Annotated in this window: 21 protein-coding genes; 13 read left to right on the top strand and 8 right to left on the bottom strand. The window is 67.1% G+C overall.

Going from position 1 to position 19,101, the window contains the following annotated elements; translation table 11 throughout:
* Positions 1-8: 8 nt before the first annotated feature.
* Complete coding sequence (locus tag GM1_RS12385; RefSeq protein WP_052005401.1) at positions 9-542, bottom strand: amino-acid N-acetyltransferase; 534 nt, start codon at positions 540-542, stop codon at positions 9-11.
* 75 nt (positions 543-617) lie between these two features.
* Between GM1_RS12385 and pgsA the strand changes: the two genes are divergently transcribed.
* The 7 genes from pgsA to GM1_RS12350 all read left to right on the top strand — a co-directional run bounded on the left by pgsA (position 618) and on the right by GM1_RS12350 (position 5,695).
* Positions 618-1,223, top strand: a complete 606-nt coding sequence (gene pgsA, locus GM1_RS12380) for a CDP-diacylglycerol--glycerol-3-phosphate 3-phosphatidyltransferase (protein ID WP_040520022.1) — start codon at positions 618-620, stop codon at positions 1,221-1,223.
* A 121-nt stretch (positions 1,224-1,344) separates the two neighbouring features.
* A complete protein-coding gene (locus tag GM1_RS12375) occupies positions 1,345-1,656 on the top strand; it encodes a helix-turn-helix domain-containing protein (protein ID WP_008379285.1) in 312 nt (103 codons plus the stop codon).
* Between the two features lie 55 nt (positions 1,657-1,711).
* A complete protein-coding gene (locus GM1_RS12370) occupies positions 1,712-2,518 on the top strand; it encodes a PspA/IM30 family protein (protein ID WP_008379283.1) in 807 nt (268 codons plus the stop codon).
* Between the two features lie 14 nt (positions 2,519-2,532).
* Complete coding sequence (locus GM1_RS12365) at positions 2,533-3,702, top strand: glycosyltransferase (RefSeq protein WP_157435984.1); 1,170 nt, start codon at positions 2,533-2,535, stop codon at positions 3,700-3,702.
* Positions 3,693-3,887, top strand: coding sequence for a DUF3046 domain-containing protein (locus tag GM1_RS12360; RefSeq protein ID WP_008379281.1), 195 nt, complete (start codon positions 3,693-3,695; stop codon positions 3,885-3,887). The genes GM1_RS12365 and GM1_RS12360 overlap by 10 nt, the downstream gene beginning before the upstream one ends.
* 240 nt (positions 3,888-4,127) lie before the next feature.
* The gene (gene recA, locus GM1_RS12355) at positions 4,128-5,174 is read left to right on the top strand and encodes a recombinase RecA (protein WP_008379280.1); all 1,047 of its coding nucleotides are present in this window, start codon (positions 4,128-4,130) and stop codon (positions 5,172-5,174) included.
* A gap of 8 nt (positions 5,175-5,182) precedes the next feature.
* Entirely contained in the window at positions 5,183-5,695 is a 513-nt protein-coding gene (locus GM1_RS12350) for a regulatory protein RecX (protein ID WP_008379279.1), read from the top strand.
* Between the two features lie 4 nt (positions 5,696-5,699).
* Here the strand turns inward: GM1_RS12350 and GM1_RS12345 are convergent, their stop codons facing one another.
* From GM1_RS12345 to GM1_RS12330, 4 genes are read right to left on the bottom strand one after another with little or no spacing between them, the layout of a single operon-like run.
* Positions 5,700-6,578: an amino acid ABC transporter permease gene (locus GM1_RS12345; RefSeq protein WP_040520033.1), complete on the bottom strand. Its 879-nt coding sequence runs from the start codon at positions 6,576-6,578 to the stop codon at positions 5,700-5,702.
* Positions 6,575-7,258 (bottom strand): amino acid ABC transporter permease, encoded by a 684-nt coding sequence (locus GM1_RS12340; RefSeq protein WP_008379277.1) that lies wholly within the window; start codon positions 7,256-7,258, stop codon positions 6,575-6,577. The genes GM1_RS12345 and GM1_RS12340 overlap by 4 nt, the downstream gene beginning before the upstream one ends.
* Positions 7,258-8,256: a glutamate ABC transporter substrate-binding protein gene (locus tag GM1_RS12335; RefSeq protein ID WP_040520019.1), complete on the bottom strand. Its 999-nt coding sequence runs from the start codon at positions 8,254-8,256 to the stop codon at positions 7,258-7,260. Before GM1_RS12335 ends, GM1_RS12340 begins: the two co-directional genes overlap by 1 nt.
* Position 8,257: 1 nt before the next feature.
* Positions 8,258-8,986, bottom strand: coding sequence for an amino acid ABC transporter ATP-binding protein (locus tag GM1_RS12330; protein ID WP_157435990.1), 729 nt, complete (start codon positions 8,984-8,986; stop codon positions 8,258-8,260).
* A 155-nt stretch (positions 8,987-9,141) separates the two neighbouring features.
* On the opposite strand from GM1_RS12330, the gene miaB reads away from it, so the two are divergent.
* Both miaB and GM1_RS12320 read left to right on the top strand, forming a co-directional pair.
* A complete protein-coding gene (gene miaB, locus GM1_RS12325; protein ID WP_008379274.1) occupies positions 9,142-10,641 on the top strand; it encodes a tRNA (N6-isopentenyl adenosine(37)-C2)-methylthiotransferase MiaB in 1,500 nt (499 codons plus the stop codon).
* Positions 10,638-11,231, top strand: coding sequence for an Rv2732c family membrane protein (locus tag GM1_RS12320; RefSeq protein WP_008379273.1), 594 nt, complete (start codon positions 10,638-10,640; stop codon positions 11,229-11,231). Before miaB ends, GM1_RS12320 begins: the two co-directional genes overlap by 4 nt.
* A gap of 24 nt (positions 11,232-11,255) precedes the next feature.
* On the opposite strand, the gene GM1_RS12315 is transcribed toward GM1_RS12320, so the two are convergent.
* Entirely contained in the window at positions 11,256-12,587 is a 1,332-nt protein-coding gene (locus tag GM1_RS12315) for a DUF349 domain-containing protein (RefSeq protein WP_008379272.1), read from the bottom strand.
* 139 nt (positions 12,588-12,726) lie between these two features.
* On the opposite strand from GM1_RS12315, the gene GM1_RS12310 reads away from it, so the two are divergent.
* The 4 genes from GM1_RS12310 to hflX all read left to right on the top strand — a co-directional run bounded on the left by GM1_RS12310 (position 12,727) and on the right by hflX (position 16,697).
* Positions 12,727-13,416, top strand: a complete 690-nt coding sequence (locus GM1_RS12310; protein WP_008379271.1) for a class III extradiol ring-cleavage dioxygenase family protein — start codon at positions 12,727-12,729, stop codon at positions 13,414-13,416.
* Positions 13,401-14,315: a tRNA (adenosine(37)-N6)-dimethylallyltransferase MiaA gene (gene miaA / locus GM1_RS12305; RefSeq protein ID WP_008379270.1), complete on the top strand. Its 915-nt coding sequence runs from the start codon at positions 13,401-13,403 to the stop codon at positions 14,313-14,315. The genes GM1_RS12310 and miaA overlap by 16 nt, the downstream gene beginning before the upstream one ends.
* Positions 14,316-14,325: 10 nt before the next feature.
* Positions 14,326-15,225 (top strand): diaminopimelate epimerase, encoded by a 900-nt coding sequence (dapF, locus tag GM1_RS12300; protein WP_008379269.1) that lies wholly within the window; start codon positions 14,326-14,328, stop codon positions 15,223-15,225.
* A 62-nt stretch (positions 15,226-15,287) separates the two neighbouring features.
* Complete coding sequence (hflX, locus tag GM1_RS12295) at positions 15,288-16,697, top strand: GTPase HflX (protein ID WP_008379268.1); 1,410 nt, start codon at positions 15,288-15,290, stop codon at positions 16,695-16,697.
* 61 nt (positions 16,698-16,758) lie between these two features.
* Here the strand turns inward: hflX and GM1_RS12290 are convergent, their stop codons facing one another.
* The gene (locus GM1_RS12290; RefSeq protein WP_008379267.1) at positions 16,759-17,019 is read right to left on the bottom strand and encodes an HPr family phosphocarrier protein; all 261 of its coding nucleotides are present in this window, start codon (positions 17,017-17,019) and stop codon (positions 16,759-16,761) included.
* A 49-nt stretch (positions 17,020-17,068) separates the two neighbouring features.
* Complete coding sequence (locus tag GM1_RS12285; RefSeq protein WP_008379266.1) at positions 17,069-19,093, bottom strand: PTS fructose transporter subunit IIABC; 2,025 nt, start codon at positions 19,091-19,093, stop codon at positions 17,069-17,071.
* Between the last annotated feature and the right edge of the window lie 8 nt (positions 19,094-19,101).

Genomic DNA, 19,101 nt, shown 5'->3' with positions numbered 1-19,101 from the left:
CCTGAGGTCTAAAGGTGAGCGAGCATACGGGTGTTGCCGAGCGTGTTCGGCTTGACGAAGCTGAGGTCGAGGAACTCGGCGACACCGGTGTCGTACGACCGGGTCATCTCCTCGTAGACCTCCTTCGTGACCGGGGTCCCGTCGATCTCGACGAAGCCGTGTCGGCCGAAGAAGGTCGTCTCGAACGTCAGGACGAACACACGCTGGAGGCCGAGGCTGCGCGCCTCGTCCATCAGTCTGGCGACCACTCGGTGACCCACGCCGCGGCCCGAGCACTCCTTGGCGACCGCGACGGTGCGCACCTCGCCGAGGTCGGACCACAGGACGTGCAGGGCCCCGCACCCGACGACGGTGTCGTCGATCTGCGCCACCCAGAACTCCTGGACCGCCTCGTACAGGGTGACGAGGTTCTTCTCCAGCAGGATCTTGCCCGCGTAGACGTCGATCAGCTCTTTGATCCGGGGAACGTCCGAGGTCCGGGCTCGACGCACGACGACCTCCGACGACCCGTCGGGACGTGGCGGCGGTTGCTGGTGCGACATGGAAAACAAGAATAGTCGCAGGTATGCGTCTGCCCGGCAGCGGTCGCCGGACGGCGTGCCGATAGGCTTACGTCCGTGACTGAACCAGTGCGCCGTGTCGACGGTGATCATGCGTCGGCGGTGCCGCCGGTGATCAATGTCGCGAACGCGTTGACGATGTTCCGCATCGTGCTGGTGCCGGTGTTCGTGGCGGCGTTGTTCATCGATTCGGGAGAATCGACGATATGGCGCATCACGGCGTTCGTCATCTTCGCGGTCGCCGCCATCACCGATCAGGTGGACGGCCGGATCGCCCGTGGATGGAATCTGGTGACGGATTTCGGCAAGATGGCCGACCCGATCGCCGACAAGGCGTTGATCGGCGCAGCTCTTCTCGGACTCTCCATTCTCGGCGTCCTTCCGTGGTGGGTGACGATCGTCATCCTCGCCCGCGAGATCGGTGTGACACTGCTGCGGTTCTGGGTCATCAGGCACGGCGTCATCGCGGCGAGCCGAGGCGGCAAGCTGAAGACACTGCTGCAGGCGGTGGCGATCGGCTTGTTCACGCTCCCGGACGTCGGAGCGCTGCACACCGTCGGCTGGGTCGTGATGGTCGCCGCGGTCGTGGCGACTGTCGTCACCGGGCTGGATTACGTGTGGCAGGCGATCCGGCTCCGCAAGTCGGGGTCGGCGTCGGCATGAGGTCGGTCCGACGGCCGACGAGGAACACCGCGGCGGCGACGAGCGTTGGTAAATTCGGATAGTGTCGTCGACACGGCTTGTGAGAATGATTTCGCGACCTGAGAGTGCGGGAGGAGTACACGTGACAGTGCTGCTGCGTGAGGCGATCGGCGATCAGTTGCGCCGTGTGCGGACCGGCCAGGGCCGAACACTGCGCGACGTGTCGACCGATGCGCGCGTCAGCCTCGGCTACTTGTCCGAGGTGGAACGCGGGCAGAAGGAGGCGTCGAGCGAACTGCTCGCATCGATCTGTGTCGCACTCGAGGTCGAGATCAGCGACGTGCTGCGCGATGTGGCGGGCGCCATGGCGCCGGTCGCGACCCTGCAGACCGACGCGCTCGTCGAGGTCATCGCACCGCAGGGTGACGCTGCAGCTGCGCTTGCCGCGGCCTGAAACACGCATTCATCCGAGCAACTTCTCCGCATCGAAACTCGTAAGGAACTAGGCAATGGCGAACCCCTTCGTGAAGTTCTGGAACTACATGATGGCTCTGGGCAACTCCAAGATCGACGAGCACGCCGACCCGAAGGTCCAGATCCAGCAGGCCATCGAAGACGCACAGCGGCAGCACCAGGCGCTGTCGCAGCAGGCAGCCGCTGTGATCGGCAATCAGCGCCAGCTGGAGATGCGACTGAACCGCCAGCTCGAGGAGATCGAGAAGCTGCAGGGCAACGCCCGTCAGGCGCTCACTCTCGCCGATCAGGCCGCCACCGCGGGCGACGCCGCGAAGGCTGCGGAGTACACGAACGCCGCAGAGGCGTTCGCCGCGCAGCTGGTGACCGCAGAGCAGAACGTCGAAGACCTCAAGGTGCTGCACGACCAGTCGCTGACCGCGGCCGCACAGGCCAAGCAGGCCGTCGAACGCAATGCGATGGCCCTGCAGCAGAAGCTCGCCGAGCGGTCCAAGCTGCTCAGCCAGCTCGAGCAGGCGAAGATGCAGGAGCAGGTCAGCGCTTCGCTCAACAGCATGAGTGAGCTCGCTGCGCCGGGCAACACCCCCAGCCTCGACCAGGTGCGGGACAAGATCGAACGCCGTTACGCGAACGCTCTCGGATCCGCGGAACTGGCCAAGGGATCTGTCGCAGGCCGCATGGCAGAAGTCGAAGCCGCAGGCGTCCAGCTCGCGGGCCACGCCCGTCTCGAGCAGATCCGCGCCAGCATGAACGGCGGATCGCTCACCGCAGGCACTGCGCCGGCCGCAGGCCAGGTTGCTCCTGCTCCCGCCGCACCTGCTGTGGACACGGAGAAGCACTGACCCGGATCGCGGTGGTGGCCGGCTCCGACGCCGGCCACGCCTTCCCTGCGCTCGGACTCGCATCGAAGCTGGTCGCCGCAGGCGACGAGGTGATCGTCTACACAGGTGGTAGATGGGTGTCCGAGGAGTCGCGTTCCGGGGCGAGCGTCCGGGAACTGCCCGGCCTCGCCGCACTGCCGGGGGAGGACGACGACGATGCGGGCGCCAAACTCAGCGCGCGTGCCGCCCGCATGGCGCTCGCGCTGGCGCCTGAACTTGCCGAGTCCGGTGTCGATCTGGTGGTCAGCGACGTGATCACCCGCGCAGGCGGATGGGCCGCCGAACTGCTCGGCGTCCCGTGGATCGAACTGTCGCCGCACCCGTTGTACGAGCAGTCGTGCGGGCTTCCACCGATCGGAGCCGGCATGGCGGCTGGAACCACTGTGACCACGCGTCTGCGTGACACGGTGTTGCGGTCGATGAGCGCCCGCGCGGTCGCGTCCGGGGAGCGCGCCACAGCGGTCGCTCGACGCGGAATCATGCTTCCTCCGGCGCCACGGCCCGCGGCTCGCTTCGTCGCGACCCTGCCGGGCCTGGAAGTGCACCGTCCCGACTGGCCCGAGCGGACCCACCTCATCGGACCGCTTCTGCACGAGCCCACCGATGCGGTGTTCGATCGTCCGCCCGGCGACGGACGTCTTGTCGTCATCGCCCCGTCGACGGCACGGTCCGGCGAAGCCGACCTGGGCGCCGCGGCGTTGGAAGGCCTCTCCGATCTATCCGTCGAACGTCCGCTTCGCGTGGTGTACTCGGCCCTCACGCCGCCCCCGGCGGACGTTCGGGCGCCGTCCTCGCTCGTCGCCGGAACGGCTCGTCAGGACGAGGTCCTCGCCGATGCCGCGGTCGCTGTCTGCGGCGCCGGACACGGGATGCTCGCCAAGGCCCTGCTCGCCGGAGTGCCTGTCGTGACAGTCCCGGGTGGCGGCGATCAGTGGGAACTGGCGAATCGAGTGTCGCGCGCCGGAGCGGGTGTCATCGTCAGACCTGCGACTCCGGCTGCGATAGCCGCCGCCGTGAAGCAGGTACTCGACGATCCCTCGTACACCGACAACGCTCGGCGGATCGGGGCGGGAGTGGCCGCGACCGTCGATCCCGTCCCGATCGTTCGCAGAATCCTCACGAAAGCGCCCTTGACATGCGTCTGACAGAATTCAACGAGATGGTCGGGATCGAGTTCGGACGTCTGCGGTCAGATGCGATGCTCGTCGACCACGTGCTCATCGAACTGGGCGGCCGCACGGGCGCCCAGGCCATCGCCGACGGCGTGGATCCGCGCGACGTGTGGCGTGCACTCTGCCGCGACTTCGAGGTCCCACCGGAACGCTGGTGAGGTTCCATCACACGATGTTCGGGCGTGTCGCTTGCAGTCGAACATCTGTTCGCTAGACTGCAGTGGAACCGAATCACCGTTCCGTGCGTCCAACCTTGTATGAAGACGATCAGCAAGGTCCCGGACATCAGCACTACGACGCAGACTCGGAACGGCTCGACAAAATTGTCGGAGGTCGGCTCTACGGTGGTCACAGAACCGCCGGATGAGCCGGAGAAAGACCAGAACGAGGAGACCAACATGGCACCCGTCACCGATCGACAGAAGGCGCTCGACCTCGCACTCGCGCAGATCGACAAGAACTTCGGCAAGGGCTCGGTCATGCGACTGGGCGAAGACACCCGTCCGCCGATGGAGGTGATCCCCACCGGTTCGGTCGCGCTCGACATCGCGCTGGGCATCGGAGGTCTGCCCCGCGGCCGCGTCGTGGAGGTCTACGGCCCGGAATCGTCGGGTAAGACCACGGTTGCGCTCCACGCGGTCGCGAACGCGCAGGCAGCAGGCGGCATCGCAGCGTTCATCGACGCCGAGCACGCTCTCGATCCCGACTACGCGGCCAAGCTGGGTGTCGACGTCGACGCGCTTCTCGTGTCCCAGCCGGACACCGGAGAGCAGGCGCTGGAGATCGCCGACATGCTGATCCGCTCGGGCGCTCTCGACATCCTCGTCATCGACTCCGTCGCGGCTCTGGTGCCGAAGGCCGAGATCGAAGGCGAGATGGGCGACAGTCACGTCGGCCTGCAGGCCCGTCTCATGAGCCAGGCCCTCCGCAAGATGACCTCCGGTCTGAACAACTCGAACACCACTGCGATCTTCATCAACCAGCTTCGCGAGAAGATCGGTGTCATGTTCGGCTCGCCGGAGACCACAACCGGCGGCAAGGCGCTCAAGTTCTACGCTTCGGTCCGCCTGGACGTGCGTCGCATCGAGACACTGAAGGACGGCACCGACGCAGTCGGCAACCGCACGCGTGTCAAGGTCGTCAAGAACAAGGTCGCGCCGCCCTTCAAGCAGGCCGAGTTCGACATCCTGTACGGACACGGCATCAGCCGCGAAGGCTCGCTGATCGATCTCGGCGTCGCCGAGGGCTTCATCCGGAAGTCCGGCTCGTGGTTCACCTACGAGGGCGACCAGCTCGGCCAGGGCAAGGAGAAGGCCCGTACCTTCTTGATCGAGAATCCCGACATCGCCAATGAGATCGAGACCAAGATCAAGGACAAGCTCGGCATCGGCCGCCGCGACGCAGTCGACGCCGACGCCGTCGCACCCGAACCCGTCGACTTCTGACCTCGTCCATGGTGGAGCGTAAATCCACCGGCTCGGGCCCGTCCGCCTGGGACGCCGCACTGCGGCTCCTCGGTGCACGGGCCCGCAGTCGTCAGGAGATGCAGGATCGGCTCGTCGCACGGGAGTTCCCGCCGGACGAGATCGAACGGACCATGACTCGACTGGACGAGTGGAAACTGCTCGACGACGAAGAGTTCGCGCAGCAGTGGGTCCGGTCGCGCAGCGCGACGTCGCAACGAGGCAGGCTCGCACTCAAACGGGAGCTTCGGACCAAGGGAATCGACGACGACGTCGCCGCGCAGGCGCTCGAGACGATCGACGCCGAAGCCGAACGCGAGATCGCGTACTCTCTCGCCGAGAAGAAGCTCACATTCGACGCCGACGATCTCGCCGACCCGGCAGTGCGAGCGAAAGCGTACCGTCGGCTGACCGGGGCGCTCGGACGCCGCGGGTACCCGCCGGACGTGATCACGTCCGTGGTGAAGGACGTGATCGCCGCCCGGCGGGACGCCGTGGACTGATCGATCAGCCGCCCACGTCGGCCTTCGGTGCGTCGGCGTCGATCGCGGGCAGCTTGCCCGACTTCCGCTTGCCCTCGCGAAGGCGCCGCTCCATGCGGCGAGCGAGCGTGGTGAGCGCGAAGTTCAACACGATCATGATCACCGCGACCACGATCAGCGACGGCAGGTAGTTCCCGAAGTACGACGCAGCCTTCTGCCCGGATCGGACCACCTCGATGTAGCCGATCGCGTAACCGAGGGCGCTGTCCTTCAGCGCGATGACCATCTGCGACACGAGTGCGGGCAGCATGGCGGTCACGGCCTGGGGGAGCAGGATCAGGCGCATCATCTGCGACTTGCGCATGCCGATCGACTTCGCGGCCTCGGACTGCCCCTTCGGGAGCGATTCGATGCCCGCCCGGAGGATCTCGGCGATCACCGAACCGTTGTAGAAGGTCAGACCGAAGACGACGGCCGCGAACGCCAACTGCGACGACGGGACCACCGCGTAGGCGGCGAAGAAGTAGTACGCGAAGTAGATCAGGATCAGCACGGGGATCGCGCGGAACACTTCGACGAGCACGCCGGAGACCTTCCGCACCCAGGCGTGGTCGGACAGACGGCCGACGCCGAGGACCGCGCCGAGGACCAGGGCGAAGACGACGGAGAGAACAGCGGCCTTCAACGTGCCGAGGATGCCCGGGAGGATCCACGTCGTCCACGTGCCGGCTTGCGTGAACGGCTCCCACTTCTCCGAGGTGAGCTGGCCGTTGTCGTTCAACGCCATGACGATGTACACGATCACGGCCACCAGCAACGCCAGGAAGACGACGGTGCTGATCATGTTGCGAGTGCCGGCGCGTGGGCCCGGTGCGTCGTAGAGGACGGTCGCCTGCTGGCTCATCGCTTGACCGCCCATCGCTTGGCGGCCCATCCGAAGACGGCGCCCTCCGACAGGGTGATGATCATGAACCCGACGGCGATGATCGCGAAGATCGCCATGATCTGGTCGCCGTTGGTCTCCAGCTCGGTCTTCATCAGCAGCGACGCCTCAGCGACACCGATGACCGATGCGATCGTCGTGTTCTTGGTGAGCGCGATGAGCACCGAGCCCATCGGTGCGATGACCGTTCGCATGGCCTGCGGGAGGACGACAAGTCCGAGCACCTGCGGGAACGACATTCCGAGTGACCGTGCGGCCTCGGCCTGCCCGAGCGGAACCGTGTTGATGCCGGACCGGAGAGTCTCGCAGACGAAGGTCGCCGTATAGAGGACGAACGCGAGGATCGCGAGCCGGAAGTTGTTGTTCACGATGAAGTCGCTGTCCTCGGGCGCCAGCGCCAGACCCAAGTTCTGGTACAGGCCGACGGAACAGAACAGAACGATCAGAGTCAGCGGGGTGTTGCGGACGATGTTCACGTAGGTCGTTGCGAACCCGCGCATGATGGGAACGGGCGACACGGCCATCGCGGCGAGCAGCGTTCCCCAGATGAGAGCTCCGACGGCGGAGATCAGCGTCAGTTTGATCGTCATCCAGAAGGCGGGCCACAGTGCCGGGCCCATGGTGTCCCAGAGTGTGGACATCAGGCGGCTCCTTCACAGGGTGTGGACTTGCTTGTCAAGAATTCGAGATCGCCGACTGTCGGCAGGAGGTCGTAGTCGACCTTTGGGTCGTCGGCGCGGCCGGCGAACGCGTCGACGTCCTTGTCGCCGAGGTTCTCGCGCAGCGCGATCTCCCACGGGGACTGGCCGCCGGGCGGCGCAACGAGCATCGCAGTGAGCGCCCTGTTCACGGCGTCGACCGCTTCCGGGTACTCCTGCGCCATGCCGATGCCGTACCGCTCCTTCGAGAACGGCGCTCCGGCCTTCTTGAGTGCGTCCTTGACACACGCGTCCTTCGGGTAGGTCATCGAGACGAGCTTGAACTCCCCGGGGTACCGATTGGAGTATCCGGCGAGGATCGTCTCGTCCGTGGTCAGCGCGTCGACTTTGCCTCGGCGCAACGCCTCAACACAGGACGAGTATGAGTCGTACTCCTGCAGCTGGACTCCGCTCAGCTGAGCCTTCACGTTCTGCGCGGGCGTCGATCCGGACACCGAACAGAGCTTCTTGCCGTTGTTGAGGTCGGTCAGCGAGGTCAGAGTGTCGTCGTCCTGCCGAACGAGGAGCCCCTGATAGGTGATGAGGTACGGGCCCGCGAACGCCACCTTCTTGGAGCGTGCGGCGTTGATGGAGTAGGTGGCGGCGATCATGTCGACCTCGCCGTTGTTGATCAACGTCTCGCGCTGGGCGGACGGAGTCTCGCGCCACGAGATCTCCGGGTGGGCGACGCCGAGCTCGTCTGCGATGTGGTTCACCACGAACTCCGACACCTCGGGGTCGAATCCGACCACCGATGCGTCGGGCTTCTGCATGCCCATGCCAGGCTGATCGAACTTGGTTCCGAGGATCACCTTGCCGTTGCGGATCGAGTCGAGCAGGTTGCGCGGTTCGGAACTGCCGCATGCGGCCAGTGCGGTCGCCAGCACGGCGATCACCGCCGCGACGACCGCCAGTCGTCGTAGGGGAGAGGGTCTGCTCATGTCAGTGCCCCAGGATCTTGGACAGGAAGTCCCTGGCCCGTTCGGACTTCGGTGCGGTGAAGAAGCTCTCCGGATCGGTGTCCTCGACGATTGCGCCGTCGGCCATGAAGATGATCCGGTCGGCGGCCTTGCGCGCGAAGCCCATCTCGTGGGTCACCACGACCATCGTCATGCCCTCGCGGGCCAACGACACCATCACGTCGAGCACTTCGGAGACCATCTCGGGGTCGAGCGCCGACGTCGGCTCGTCGAACAGGATCACCTTCGGGTCCATCGCGAGCGAGCGGGCGATCGCGACGCGCTGCTGCTGCCCGCCCGACAGTTGCGCCGGGTACTTGTCCTTCTGCTTCGTGACACCGACGCGGTCGAGGAGTTCGAGGGCGTGCTTCTCGGCGTCTGCCGAACTGACTTTGCGGACTTTGGTCGGGCCCATCGTGACGTTCTGCAGGATCGTCTTGTGGGCGAAGAGGTTGAAGGACTGGAAGACCATGCCGACGTCGGATCTCAGTCGGGCCAGGTCCTTGCCTTCGGCGGGAAGCAATTCACCTTCGATCCGGATCTCGCCGCTGTCGATCGGTTCGAGTCGGTTGATGGTGCGGCAGAGAGTCGACTTGCCAGAGCCTGAAGGCCCGAGCACGACGACCACTTGGCCGCGTGGGATCTCGATCGTGATGTCTTGCAGCACATGGAGGTCGCCATAGTGCTTCTGAACATGCGTCATCGAGATCATCGGTGTGACGTTCGAGTCGTTCATGTGTACCAACGTAGTTGTGGCAACGGCCACAGGTCTGCAGGACGGGCGAAGAACTGTGTTTCAGACGTGTAAAGATCGGCGTCCGGTCGATTTGCCCCGCCACGTAATCTGGAGGGGTGAGCAGTGCAGCGATGAAGTCGTATTCGGTACGGACCTACGGGTGTCAGATGAACGTCCACGATTCCGAGCGCATCGCGGGACTTCTCGAGGACGCCGGATACGTCGCCGCTCCCGACGGTGACGACGCAGACCTCGTCGTCTTCAACACCTGCGCGATCCGCGAGAACGCCGACAACAAGCTGTACGGCAACCTGTCGCACCTGGCACCGGTGAAGTCCGCTCGGCCGGGCATGCAGATCGCCGTCGGCGGGTGTCTTGCACAGAAGGACAAGGACGTCGTCCTGAAGAAGGCGCCCTGGGTGGACGTCGTGTTCGGCACACACAACATCGGATCGCTGCCCGCATTGCTCGACCGCGCCAGGCACAACGAGGAGGCGCAGGTCGAGATCCTCGATTCGCTCGAGACCTTCCCGTCGACTCTGCCCGCACGTCGAGACTCGGCGTACTCGGGCTGGGTGTCGGTGTCGGTCGGCTGCAACAACACCTGCACGTTCTGCATCGTCCCGTCACTGCGCGGCAAGGAGGTCGATCGTCGGCCGGGCGACGTGCTGGCCGAAGTGCAGGCACTCGTCGATCAGGGGGTGCTCGAGGTGACGTTGCTCGGTCAGAACGTCAACGCCTACGGCATGTCGTTCGCCGACCCGGACACACCGCGCAACCGCGGTGCGTTCGCCGAGCTGCTCCGCGCGTGCGGCGACATCGAGGGCCTCGAGCGCGTCCGCTTCACGTCGCCCCACCCCGCTGAGTTCACCGACGACGTGATCGAGGCGATGGCGCAGACTCCCAACGTGTGCCCGCAGCTGCACATGCCTTTGCAGTCGGGTTCCGACCGGGTGCTCAAGGCGATGCGACGGAGCTACCGCAAGGCCAAGTACCTCGGCATCCTCGAACGTGTCCGCGAGGCGATGCCGCACGCCGCGATCACGACCGACATCATCGTCGGGTTTCCCGGCGAGACCGAGGAGGACTTCGCCGAGACCCTCGACGTCGTCGAGAAGGCCCGTTTCTCCAGCGCGTTCACGTTCCAGTATTCGGCGCGTCCCGGCACGCCCGCTGCGACCATGGCCGATCAGGTTCCGCAGGAGGTGGTGACCGAGCGGTATCAGCGTCTCATCAAGCTGCAGGAACGGATCTGTCTGGAAGCGAACGAAGAACTCGTCGGCACTGACGTGGAGTTGCTCGTCGTCGCGGACGAGGGCCGCAAGAGTTCGGCGACGGGCCGGATGACGGGCCGCGCACGAGATGGTCGCCTGGTGCACTTCGCCGTCGACGACCGCACCGCTGTCCGGCCGGGCGACATCGTGACGAGCACGATCACCGAGGCCGCACCACACCACTTGATCGCCGACGCCGGCGTCGCCTCGGTCCGGCGGACTCGGGCGGGCGACGCCCATCAGGCGGGAACCACACCCACGACGGCACCGGTCGGCGTGGGACTCGGCATGCCGATGGTCGGTGCGTCGCCGATCATCGAAACGGCTTCGGCCTGCGGAACTGGAGGATGCGCATGAGTGCGGACGAGACGTCGACGTTCGGCGAATACGAAGACGACCTGAAGAAGGCCGAGCAGAAGGTCGCGGGCGAGATCGATCCCGGCGCGCGTGCCGTGGTCGTGGCCGTCTGCGTGCTGGTCGCACTGCTGTCGGTGATTCTGCCGCATGCGGGCGCGGCCAACGGGCTCGACGTGATGACGATGTCGGACACCGCGCACGCCGAAGCGATCGCGCTTCCGTCGCGCGTGTTCGTCTACCTGCTGGTGATCTTCGGGATCGGCTTCTCGATCGTCGCACTGCTGACCCGCCGGTGGGTGCTGGCCTGGCTCGCGCTGTGCGGCTCCGCCGTGGCATCCGTTGCCGGCATGCTTGCGATCTGGACGCGGAACACGGTCGGCGTCGCCGACTGGACAGTGCCGTCGGGTGCGGGGATCGGACTGCTCCTCGGCTGGTTCGCCGTGATCGTGCTGACGTTCCACTGGTCGCGCACAGTGTGGGCCCGCAGCAACTACCACCTCGCATTGGAGGCAGAGCGCCGCGAGAAGGCGGCGGAGCAGGAAGCAGCGGGTCTGGCTCTCCAGCGGAAGTCGGGCACCGGAGGCAACTGACGCCCGGCGCCCGACTTCGACCGGCTACCGGTCGGAGAGTGCGGACTGAGCGGTGCCCGCCCAGTCGCGCCACTGCGCTGCCTGCTCGCGGAACTTCGCGGCGTCCCGGTCCTTGCCTGCCTCGGCTGCCTTCGCCGCCTGCTCTTCGAGCTTCTCGGCGCGCTCGGTGAACTGCGCGGCACGTGCCTGCGCTTCGGGATCGGTGCGGCTCCAGTCGGCGTCCTCCGCGTCGCGCAGCGCCTTCTCGAGAGCGCGGACGCGACCTTCGAGAGCGTGCATCTGCTCGCGGGGGACCTTGCCGATCTCCTCCCACTTGTCGCGGAACGCGCGGAACTGAGTACGTGCCGCTTCGAGGTCCTTCTCCGGATCGATGGACGCCTCGGCCTCGGTGAGGAGTTCGAGCTTGACCTTCGCGTTCTCAGCGAACTCGGCGTCGCGTTCGGAGTTGACGGCGTTCCGCGCCGCGAAGAAGACGTCCTGTGCTGCCTTGAAGCGCACCCACAGGGCTTCGTCGGCGTCGCGGGGCGCTCGCCCTGCGGCCTTCCACTCCTGCAGGAGATCGCGGAAGCGGCCCGCGGTGGGCCCCCAGTCGGTGGATGACGAGAGGGCCTCCGCCTGAGCGATCAGTTCCTCCTTGCGCGACTTGGCGCCCGCACGTTCCCGATCGAGGTCGGCGAAGTACGCGCCGCGCCGACGATTGAACGCGTCGCGCGCCTTGGAGAACCGCTTCCACAGCGCGTCGTCCGTCTTGCGGTCGACGCCCTTGATCGTCTTCCACTCGTCGAGGATGGCGCGTAGACGGTCGCCGCCGGTCTTCCACGACGTGCCCTCGGAACCGATCTGCTCGGCCTCCGAGGCGAGTTCCTCCTTGCGGGCGATCGCCGCCGCGCGCTGTTCACCGCGTTCGGCCTTCACCTCCTCGGCGACGCCGTCGGCATTCGCGACGATGCCGCCCAGGCGTGCGGCGAGTTCGTCGACGTCACCGATGACCTGAGCGTTCGGCAGCTCTTCAAGGAGGTGGGCCGCGGCGGTCTGTGTCTTGCGGGGATCACCGGACCGCGCCGCAAGACGTTCCTCCAGGATCTCGACCTCGGTCGCGAGGTCGGCGAACTTGCGCGCGAAGTGGGCCAGGCCCTCGTCGACGGTTCCCGCCTGCCACGACCCGATACTGCGTTCGCCCGACGAGGTGATCAGCCACACGGTTCCGTCCGCGTCGATGCGGCCGTGCTTGGACGGATCGCCGACGGCTACGTGGTGCACCGGGACCGCGGGGGTCGGGGCGCCGTGCGGACGAGGGCCGGGCTTCGGCCCGGACGTCGACGGACCTGGCTTGGGGGCTGGGGTCGGGTTGGTCATCTCGGGTGTCCCTACTGCTATCGCCGCGCGTCACGGCTGCCGATCACTACGGACTTCATTCAAGCAGGTCAGATCCAGGCGCGGGGTCGCCCACCGCAGATTTGGGTAAAGCTGCGGCGATGCCGGTACGGTCGGTCCCGTGCTTGCCCAGGTTGCGATCGTCCCGAGTGCTCCGGTTCTGCTCCCCGAATTGTCCGGTCCGGATGCGCCCGAGGTGATCGACGTCCGCGCAGCTGCACTGGCGGCCGCGGAGAGTCTCGGCACCGCGGCGGAGAGGTGGGTGGCGATCGGCGCCGACGGTCCGAACAGGCGTTTCTCGTCCTACGGCGTCGACGTTCCGGTGACGCTCCGGGCCGGAGGCGACGACGAGCGGTCTCCACTGTCGATGCTGATCGCCGCATGGCTGCGCGGTCAGACGTCGCCGGCAGCGTCCATCCGGCCGCTTGTGGTGGATCCGTCGTGGACGCCGCAGGAGGCTGCGTCGGCCGGGTTCGACCTCGCCGCGAGTATCGGCGACTACCCGATCCCGGTCGGCGTGTTGGTCGTCGCCGACGGCGCCACCGCGTTGACGCCGTCGGCACCGGGCGGTGGTGACCGCCCATCTGCGCACGCGCTGCAGCGAACCGTCGACGACGCGATCGCTTCGGTCGATCTGGAGGCGTTGGCCGCTCTTGATCCCGCGGCGTGCGAGGCCGACGGCGTGGGTGGGCGAGTCGCTCTGCAGGTCCTCGCGGCGTTGGCGCGAGGACACGAGATGACGTCAGAGCTCCGGTACGCGGATGCGCCGCTCGGTGTCGGGTACACGGTCGCCACATGGACTCCCCGGTGATCGCCCCGATCGCGATCGTCGGGCCGACGGCCAGCGGGAAGTCGGCACTGGCCCTCGACCTCGCCGAGCGGTTCGGCGGGCAGATCGTCAACGTCGACGCGATGGCTCAATACCGTGGGATGGACATCGGGACCGCGAAGCCGCCGGTCGACGAGCGTCGCGGCATACCTCATCACCTGTTCGACGTACTCGACGTCACCGAGACGGCGACGGTCGCGGGGTACAAGGTTGCGGCGACCGTGGTGATCGAGCGGCTGTTGGCGGACGACGTCACGCCGGTCATCGTCGGCGGATCGATGATGTACGTGCAGGGACTGCTCGACGACTGGGAGTTTCCCGCCACCGATGCGCAGGTGAGAGCTCGGTACGAGGCGGAGCTCGACCGCATCGGGCCACTCGCACTGCACGCGCGCCTCGGCGAGGTCGACCCCGCTGCGGCGTCGACGATCCTCGACACGGACGGCAGACGGATCGTGCGGGCGCTCGAAGTCGTCGAGATCACCGGCCGGCCGTTCGCGGCCTCCGCGCCGACCATCGGGGAACCGCGTTGGGGCACAAGAATCCTGGCGATCGACCGCGAGCGGGACGTGCTCGACGCGCGGATCGAGGAGCGGACGGCCCAGATGTTCGCGTCGGGCTTCCGCGACGAGGTCGTCGCACTGTGTGAGCGGGGCCTGCGCGACGGGAAGACCGCATCGCAGGCGATCGGGTACGCACAGATGCTCGCTCACCTCGACGGCGAGTACGATCTGGACACGGCACAGGAGCTGACGTTCATCGGCACTCGCCGCTACGTCCGCAGACAGCGGTCCTGGTTCCGGCGCGATCACCGCGCGATCTGGCTTGATGCGGCGTCGCCGACACTGTTCGCCGAAGCCCTCCGGGCGCTCGACAGGTAAAATCGCCTGCATGACTGCCGCGCCCGCACTCTCGTTCGTCAAAGGCCATGGAACCCAGAACGACTTCGTGGTGATCCCGGACCCGACGGTCTCCGTCGATCTGACGACCGAGCTGGTGAGCGCACTGTGCGACCGGCAGCGAGGCATCGGCGCCGACGGAGTGCTGCGCGTGGCCACCGCCGGTGCACTCGTCGGTGCAGGCGTGATCGACGCACTGCCGGACGGTGTCGCTGCCGACGACTGGTTCATGGACTACCGCAACGCCGACGGATCGATCGCCGAGATGTGCGGCAACGGGGTCCGCGTGTTCGCCCATTACTGTCGGGCGGCCGGGCTCGTCGACTCGGACACGTTCCCCGTCGGTTCGCGGGCCGGGTCTCGGCCGGTGGTGGTCCACCGCTTCGACGCTGTCGACGCCGATGTGAGTGTCGCGATGGGCCATGTGCGACTCGACGGACCGAGCGCGGTCGGGATCGCCCGAGGCCGTTACATCGGTGAGCGAGTCGACGTCGGCAATCCGCACCTGGCGTGTGTCGTCGAGGGCCTCACCGTCGACTCACTCGCTGCGTTGGATTTGACGACCGGAGCGCAGCTCGATGCCGACGTGTTTCCGAACGGCGCCAATGTGGAGATCCTGACGCCGCTCGCACCATCAGAATCCGACGTCGACTTCACCGCGCACATGCGGGTGTTCGAGCGGGGCGTGGGGGAGACACGATCGTGCGGCACCGGCCTCGTCGCGGCGGCGAGCGCCGCGCTCCACGGGATCGGGCGCGACGCCGGAGTCGTTGGCATCACGATTCCCGGCGGTGACGTCGTGGTGACCGTCGCCGACGGCGCTGCCGTCCTCCGTGGACCGTCCCGGCTTGTGGCCCGCGGCGAGCTCAATCCCGGCTGGGCGGTCCTCTAGACGGCCCGGCCGGGAAACTCACGTGCATCGTCCCTGCCTCACCGGGCACAATGGTGCACAGAATGACTGAAACTCACATCGACACCCCCGAACATCCCACCACCGGTGAACTCGCGCTCGACGATCGCGCGTCACTGCAACGTGTCGTCGGACTGTCCACCGAACTCGACGACGTCACCGAGGTCGAGTACCGCCAGCTCCGACTCGAGCGCGTCGTGCTCGTCGGCGTCTGGACGTCCGGCACACTCGCGCAGGCCGAAGCCAGCCTCGCCGAACTCGCTGCACTTGCCGAGACCGCGGGCTCCGAGGTTCTCGAAGCCCTGTTCCAACGGCGGTCCAAACCCGACCCGGCGACGTACCTCGGGTCCGGCAAGGCACAGGAGGTCCGCGAGGTCGTCCTCGCCACCGGCGCCGACACCGTCGTCTGCGACGGCGAGCTGACTCCCGCTCAGCTGACCGCGCTCGAAAAGGTCGTCAAGGTCAAGGTGATCGACCGCACGGCCCTGATCCTCGACATCTTCGCCCAGCACGCCACGTCGCGCGAGGGCAAGGCGCAGGTGTCCCTCGCCCAAATGGAGTACATGCTCCCGCGTCTGCGCGGCTGGGGCGAGTCGATGTCCCGCCAAGCCGGCGGTCGTGCCGGCAGCAACGGAGGCGTCGGCCTCCGCGGGCCCGGTGAGACCAAGATCGAGACCGACCGCCGCCGGATTCGTGAACGAATGGCCAAGCTCCGCAAGGAGATCCGCGGCATGAAGACCGCGCGCACCGTGAAACGCGCGGCCCGCCGTCGGGGCACCGTTCCCGCGCTCACCGTGGTCGGCTACACGAATGCGGGCAAGTCGAGCCTGGTCAACGCCATGACCGGGGCCGGCGTGCTGGTGCAGGACGCGCTGTTCGCCACTCTCGACCCGACGACCCGCCGCGCGGAACTCGCCGACGGCCACGAAGTGGTCTTCACCGACACCGTCGGCTTCGTCCGACACCTGCCGACTCAGCTCGTCGAAGCGTTCCGGTCGACGCTCGAAGAGGCGGTCGACGCTGATCTGCTGATCCACGTCGTCGACGGCGCCGATCCCTTCCCGGATCTGCAGATCTCCACGGTCCGTCAGGTGCTCCGCGAAGTGCTTGAGGAGGAGAAGCTTCCTCCGCCGCCGGAGATGTTGGTGATCAACAAGATCGACGCGATCGACGATGTGCGCATGACCACCCTGCGTGCGGAGTTCCCCGACGCGGTCTTCGTGTCGGCGCGCACGGGCGAAGGGCTGCCCGGCCTGTTCGACCGCATCACCGCGTTCGTTCAGCGTGACGACGTCGAAGCAGACCTCCAGGTCCCGTTCGCCCGGGGCGAGGTGATCTCGCGGCTCCACCAGTACGCGCATGTGCTGTCGACCGAGCACAACGCCGACGGCACTCGTCTGCACGTGCGCATGCCGTCCGCGCTCGCCGGAGAGTTCGCCGACCTGATCGTTTAGGAACAGAGAAGGCGCCCGCACGGATGCGGGCGCCTTCGGCGTTGGTGTCGAAAGAGAGGCTCTATTCGGCGTCGAGGTCCTTCGCGACCAGAGCCGCGATGGTGTCCACGGCGGCCTGGTCGTCACTCTCGACGGTGATCGTCGCGCCCTTCTCGGCGCCGAGCGTCATGATCATCAGTGCACTGCCAGCGTCGACCGGGTCGCCACCGTCTGCGGCGAGGGTGACCGACGAGCCGAGGGCGGCCGCGGCTTCTGCGATCAGAGTCGCCGGGCGAGCGTGGAGACCGACTGCGGAGCCGACGGTCACGGTGGTGCTGGGCATGTGGTGCGCCTTTCGGATTGTTTTACTTCAGGGTCAAGCGGAGTCGGAGTCAGGCGGTGGCGGCGGCGGGAGCGGTGTCCGCTGCGTCGTCGGTGGCGCGTGGCTTGATCTGCTTGGCGGCGATCACCGCGAACGCGGAGACAACCATGCCAACGAGGATAGCGATCAGGAACTTCCACCACGTTCCGTTCATCGCGAAGAGCACGAAGACGCCGCCGTGCGGAGCACGCAGTTCGGCGCCGAGCGCCATCGACAGGCCGCCGGTGACGGCGCCGCCGAGCATCATCGACGGAATCACGCGCAACGGGTCGGCCGCGGCGAACGGGATGGCGCCTTCGGAGATGAATGACGCGCCGAGCAGCCACGCCGCCTTGCCGTTCTCCCGCTCGGGTTCGGTGAACAGACTCGGTCGGAGCGTGGTCGCGAGCGCCAGGGCCAGCGGCGGGACCATGCCCGCGGCCATCACTGCCGCCATGAACTGCCACTGGCCTGCGCCGGCGTCGGCGGCGGCGAGACCGGCCACGCCCACCGCGTATGCGGCCTTGTTCACCGGGCCACCGAGGTCGAAGCACATCATCAGGCCGATGACGATGCCGAGGATCACCTTGGAACTGCCCGACATCGAGTTGAGAGCGTCCTCGAGCGAAGTGTTCACCCACGACAGGGGACCGGCGAGCAGCATGTACATGATCGCGCCGGTGATCAGCGTGCCGAGCAGCGGAATGATCACCACCGGCTGCAGTCCACGAGCCCACTGCGGGAGTGGAAGCTTCGAGAGCCACAGCGCGACGACACCCGCGATCAGACCTCCGACGACGCCGCCGATGAATCCGGAGCCGACCGTGACGGCGATGACACCGGCGGTGAAACCGGGCGCCAGGCCTGGCCGATCGGCGATCGCGTACGAGATGTAGCCGGCGAGGACGGCGACCATCAGGCCCATCGCGGCACCGCCCACCGCGAAGCTGACACCGCCGATGTACTCGGCGAGCCCTCCCGAAGGCAGGTCCCAGAGGGTGTTGTTGAGCGCGACGTACGCGCCGTTCGACAGGCCCGAGTCGCCGTGTGAGTTTCCGATCTCGTATCCGGCGATCAGGAATCCGAGAGCGATGAGCAGACCGCCTGCCGCGACGAAGGGGATCATGTAGCTGACGCCGGTCAGCAGCGCCTGCTTCAGGCGTCCGCCGACGCCGATGCCGCCGTCGTTCGTCTCACTCGTGGCGTCGGCGCCGTCACCGGCCGCGACGCGACGTGCGTGCGGGTCGGTGGACGCTGCCACCGCTTCGCCGATCATGGTGTCGGGTTCGTTGATCGCGCGCTTGACGCCGGACTCGATCACCGGTTTGCCGGCGAACCGCTCGCGGCCCTTCACACCGACGTCGGTCGCGAAGATCACCGCGTCTGCAGCGGACAGTTGGGCCGCGGTGAACGGTGTGGTCCCGCTGGATCCCTGCGTCTCGACGGCGAAATCGACGTCGGCCCGTTCGGCGGCGAGTTTGAGGGCGTCCGCGGCCATGTAGGTGTGGGCGATGCCGGTGGGGCAGGCTGTGATCGCGAGAATCGACGTCTTGCCCGTCGGCTCGGAAGCGGGTTCTGGAGCAGGTGCCGGAGCGGCCGGTTTCGGAGTGACGGCGTCGGTGACGAGCTCTACGATCGTGGTGTCGTCGGGTGCGTCGCGCAGGCTCTGGACGAACTCCGGGCGGACCAGAGCGCGTGCGAGGGCGCTGAGCACCTTCATGTGCTCACTGCCCGCGCCGGCGGGCGCAGCGATCAAGAAGACGATGTCCGCCGGTCCGTCCTTCGCTCCGAAGTCGACGGGGCGGGACAGTCGGGCCATCGCGAGAGTCGCGGAGGTGACCGATTCCGCGCGAGCGTGGGGGATCGCGATGCCGCCCGGCAATCCGGTCGGGGAGCTCGCCTCGCGGGCGAGCGCACCAGCGATGAGATCGGACGGGTCTGCGGAGCGGCCGGCGTCACCGACGAGCGCCGCGAGGGTGCGGACTACAGCCTCGGTGTCGGCGCCCGCGTCGGCGTCGAGCAGCACCAGCGATGGAGCGATGATGGGATCGGACATTGTCTTCT

Origin of the sequence: Gordonia malaquae NBRC 108250 (genome assembly GCF_000344135.1) — a bacterium.
Lineage (GTDB): Bacteria > Actinomycetota > Actinomycetes > Mycobacteriales > Mycobacteriaceae > Gordonia > Gordonia malaquae.
The sequence above is the reverse complement of the archived record's forward strand: the minus strand, read 5'-3'. Positions and strand labels throughout refer to the sequence as shown.